Annotated in this window: 5 protein-coding genes; 1 reads left to right on the forward strand and 4 read right to left on the reverse strand. The window is 72.2% G+C overall.

Annotated elements, in window-relative coordinates; all coding sequences use genetic code 11:
- The 4 genes from CTE05_RS20040 to CTE05_RS20055 form a co-directional block, all read right to left on the reverse strand.
- Positions 1 to 405 (reverse strand): endo-1,4-beta-xylanase (locus CTE05_RS20040; protein ID WP_146848058.1); only part of this gene is annotated, 405 nt, incomplete at its 3' end.
- Between the two features lie 258 nt (positions 406 to 663).
- Entirely contained in the window at positions 664 to 1086 is a 423-nt protein-coding gene (locus CTE05_RS20045; protein WP_146848059.1) for a DUF3237 family protein, read from the reverse strand.
- Positions 1083 to 2009, reverse strand: a complete 927-nt coding sequence (locus CTE05_RS20050; RefSeq protein WP_146848060.1) for an alpha/beta hydrolase — start codon at positions 2007 to 2009, stop codon at positions 1083 to 1085. Before CTE05_RS20050 ends, CTE05_RS20045 begins: the two co-directional genes overlap by 4 nt.
- A gap of 130 nt (positions 2010 to 2139) precedes the next feature.
- Positions 2140 to 3165 carry a LacI family DNA-binding transcriptional regulator gene (locus CTE05_RS20055; RefSeq protein WP_146848062.1) on the reverse strand — a complete coding sequence of 342 codons (1026 nt, stop codon included), beginning with the start codon at positions 3163 to 3165 and terminating at the stop codon, positions 2140 to 2142.
- A gap of 316 nt (positions 3166 to 3481) precedes the next feature.
- On the opposite strand from CTE05_RS20055, the gene CTE05_RS20060 reads away from it, so the two are divergent.
- Positions 3482 to 3883 (forward strand): endo-1,4-beta-xylanase (locus CTE05_RS20060; protein WP_146848061.1); only part of this gene is annotated, 402 nt, incomplete at its 3' end.

Below are 3883 nucleotides of genomic sequence, written 5' to 3' on the forward strand. Positions count from 1 at the left end.
GGCGGTTCCGGACATGTTCTGCATCCAGCCCGGCTGCTGCGAGTGCCACGCGAGCGCGTGACCGCGCACCTGCTTGCCGTTGCTGCGGGCCCAGTTCACGATCCGGTCGGCGTTGCCGTAGCTGAACTGGTTCTGGTTCGGCTCGGTCGCGTCCATCTTCATCTCGTTCTCGGCCGTGATCATGTTGAACTCACGGTTCGCGATGGTCGAGTAGGTCGAGTCGTTGAGCCGGCTGGCGGCGATGGCGGTGCCGAAGTAGCGGCCGCTCTCGCCGGCCGCCGCCTGCAGGGTGCTGCCCGCGGCCACGGCCGGGACGGCCAGCGCCACGGTGAGGGCGGTGACGGCGAGGCCGCTCACGGCGGCGACGAGCCGTCCGCGTCGGTGCCTGAGTCGTGGGGTCGTCATTGATCCTCCTGGGGGTGCAATCGTCGGCTGATCGCCGGCGCCACACCCTCGACCGGGACCGAGAACCGGGTCAAGGCCCGAACGCGCTTCGGAAGTTTCGATAACTATTGCGAAACGTTTTTCCACTCTTCTGGGTGATCTGCACCGGTGTAAACCGCCTCGATATCGATATCGAAGGGTTCAGTGATGACGGCGTTGTTGTGGACCGTAGGTCGGTGTGACCGCAAGTATCGGAGCGCTCCCATGGGGCGCCCGCCGTCAGCGCTCAGCACTCAGGCGGTGGACCTCGATGCGCACCCGGCCCTCGTCCAGGCGTGGCGTCAGCAGCCCCACGTACACCCCGGTGCGCAGGTCCACCGGTCCGCCGTCGCCGACGTCGAACTGCGGGGACGTCAGGATCGGCGCCGGGGCAGCGGCCTCGTGGACGGCCGAGTTCGTCACCGAGACGACCGCGCCGTCGGCGAGCCGGATCTCGTAGCGGGCCCAGAGCTCCGTCGAGCCGTCCGGACGCTCGAGGTTCCAGTCGGCACCGCCGGGCAGCACGGTCCCGACCATCCCGTCGGACACCGTGCCCCCGACGACGGGGATCACGCGGCGGTGGCCGCTCGGGGTCTGGCCGACGTCGACGACCGGCCCCAGGAGCGCGTCGATGGTGAAGACGTGCGTGCCTCGCACCCTCACAGCCGCTCCCCCGCGCGCCCGTCGCCCAGCACGCGTCGCAGGAACTCGGCCATGCGACCCCACGCCGCGGCTGCGTGCTCCTCGGGTCCCACGTGGGTGAAGCCATGACCGCTGCCGGGGACGTCGACGTGCTCGACGGCGACCCCCGCCCCTGCGAGCCGTGCGGCGAAGAGACCCCCCTCGGCACGCAGGAGATCGTGCTCCGCCGTGATCACGAGGGTCGGCGGCAGGCCCGAGAGGTCCTCCGCCAGGACCGGGGAGGCGAGCTCGTCCGACCCGTCCGCCGGCGTGGGCAGGTACCAGGCGTTGAAGCGGGCGCCCACGCTCGCGAGGTCCGCGGCGCCGGGTCCGCCGGCGTCGCCGAGCTTCGCGTGCGGCGGGGTGACCAGGTCCAGCGGGGCGTAGTCGACGATCAGGCCCCGCACCTGAGGCTCGCCGCGGCGCGCGGCGAGGAGGCAGGCCGCCGCCGACAGGTTCCCGCCCGCGCTGTGCCCGCCGACGGCGACCCGGGAGCCGTCGGCGCCGATCGTCGACGCCCCGGCCGTCAGCCACGCCAGGAGGGCGGCGGTCTGGTGGACCGCCGCCGGGAACCTGTGCTCGGGCGCCAGCAGGTAGTCGACGTTCACGACCACGCAGCCCGCCGCGTCGGCGAGGTACCGGCAGTACGGGTCGTCGCCCTGCCAGTCGCCGAGGACGAAGCCCCCGCCGTGGAGGTTGACGAACACGCCCGGCCGGTCCGGAGCCCCGGTGGGCCGGTAGACCATGAGCTCGGCCACCGGTGCGTCGCCCGGAACGCGGACCCGCTCGTAGCTGCCGAGCGGCAGGTGGGGCATCGCGCGCGGCAGCCCGCGGGCATGCTCCCGCGCGTCCGACCGGAACGTGGCGATGTCGTCCTCGATGGCGGGCTGCGCGTCCGACGGCACGGCCTCCCCCTCTCGTCGTCGGGTCAGCCGTCACGTCACGGGCGACGGGGGCCGATCTGCACCGATGTCGCACCGGCGGGTGCCGTCACCCTGGCAAGGCGCCGGGGACGTGTCAATCGCCGCCGTCCGGTCAGCCGGAGCGTCGCGGCGTGCTCTCGCGCTCCACGATCCGCATGCCGGCCAGGTACAGGACGGGTGAGCCCCGCTCCGCACCCGGGCGCTGCGTCTCCTGCAGACGACGGCGCAGGATGTCGACGGCGACGTTCGCGATCTCCCGCCGGCCGGGGTCGACGGTGGTGAGCGTCGGCACGGAGTAGCGGGAGTCCTCGATGTCGTCGAAGCCCACCACGCCGACGTCCTGCGGGATCGCCAGCCCGCGCGCCTGCAGCTCGTACATCGCACCGATGGCCAGGGCGTCGTTGAACGCGACCACGCCGTCGACCCGCACGCCGGAGTCGAGCACGTCCGCCATCGCCCGGGCGCCGTTGGCCCGGTGCCAGGCGTCGTCCGCCCAGCCGAGCAGGCGGGTGTCGACCTCGATCCCCCGCGCCTCCAGCGCCTTGCTGTACCCGGTGTAGCGCAGCCACGCCGACCCGGCCGTCTCGGCGTGGAGCATGCCGATGGCGGCGATCTGGCGCCGGCCGGCATCGAGGAGCAGCTCGGTGGCGGCCTGCGCGCCGTCGATGTTGCGCATGGTCACGTGGTCGACGCTGGAGGAGAACATCTGCTCGCCGAGCAGCACGAGCGGGTAGCCCAGGTCATCGAGGAGGTGCGCGTCGGCCTGGACGAGGGCAGCAGGGCTGAAGATCAGGCCGTCGACGAGTCCCCCGCGCGGCACGCGGAGGGCAGCGAGCTCACCCTCCCGGGTGAAGCCGGTCGGCTCGATGAGCACCTGGAGTCCGTGCCGCCGGGCGGCCGCGAGGATCTCGTCGGCCAGCTCGCCGAAGTACGGCTGCCCGAGCTCGGGGACCGACAGTCCGACCACCCCGCTGCGCCCGGACCGGAAGATCTTCGCCGTCACGTTGATCTCGTAGCCGAGGGCGTCGACGGACGCGCGCACGCGTTCTCTCGTCGCCTCGCGCACGTGGGGGTAGCCGCTGAGCACGTTCGAGACCGTCTTCACGGACACGCCGGCGTGCCGCGCGACGTCTGCCATCGTCGCCACAGGCCCTCCTCACCACGCCGCGCCAGGATCCTGTGCGCCCCCACGAGCACCGTGACCTCGGCGTCGCAACATACCGGACGGCCCTGGTGCGCCGTCGGGTCGCCGATCTACACCGGTGTAAATCGTTTCGCAGCCTGGAGGACGCTCACGCGCGCGGGCAGTGTGAACGCACACCACCGACCGAGGACGGTCTTCGTGGCGCCGCGCTCGAACCCCACCAGGGGCGGGTCGCACCCGTCTCAGAGCGCGCGTCGTCGGTTGCAGCCCCGCCTGCCGGCGACGTCAGGCGCCCGAAGAGAGGTGCCGCATGACCACCACACCACGGCGGGGGCGGCTCGCCCTCGTCGCCGCGACGCTGGCCGTCGCGACAGCCCTCGCAGGTCTCGTCGCAGCCATGCCCGCGCAGGCCGCGGCCAGCACGCTGGGCGCCGCCGCCGCGCAGAGCGGGCGCTACTTCGGCACCGCCATCGCGGCCAACCGGCTCAACGACTCCACCTACTCGACCATCGCCAACCGTGAGTTCACCATGATCACGGCCGAGAACGAGATGAAGATGGACGCGACCGAGCCGAACCAGAACCAGTTCAACTTCACCAACGGCGACCGGATCGTGAACTGGGCCCGGTCCAACGGCAAGCAGGTCCGCGGGCACACCCTGGCGTGGTACGCCCAGCAGCCGGGGTGGATGCAGAGCATGTCCGGCACCGCG

Source organism: Cellulomonas terrae (genome assembly GCF_007990265.1).
Classification (GTDB): Bacteria; Actinomycetota; Actinomycetes; order Actinomycetales; family Cellulomonadaceae; genus Cellulomonas; species Cellulomonas terrae.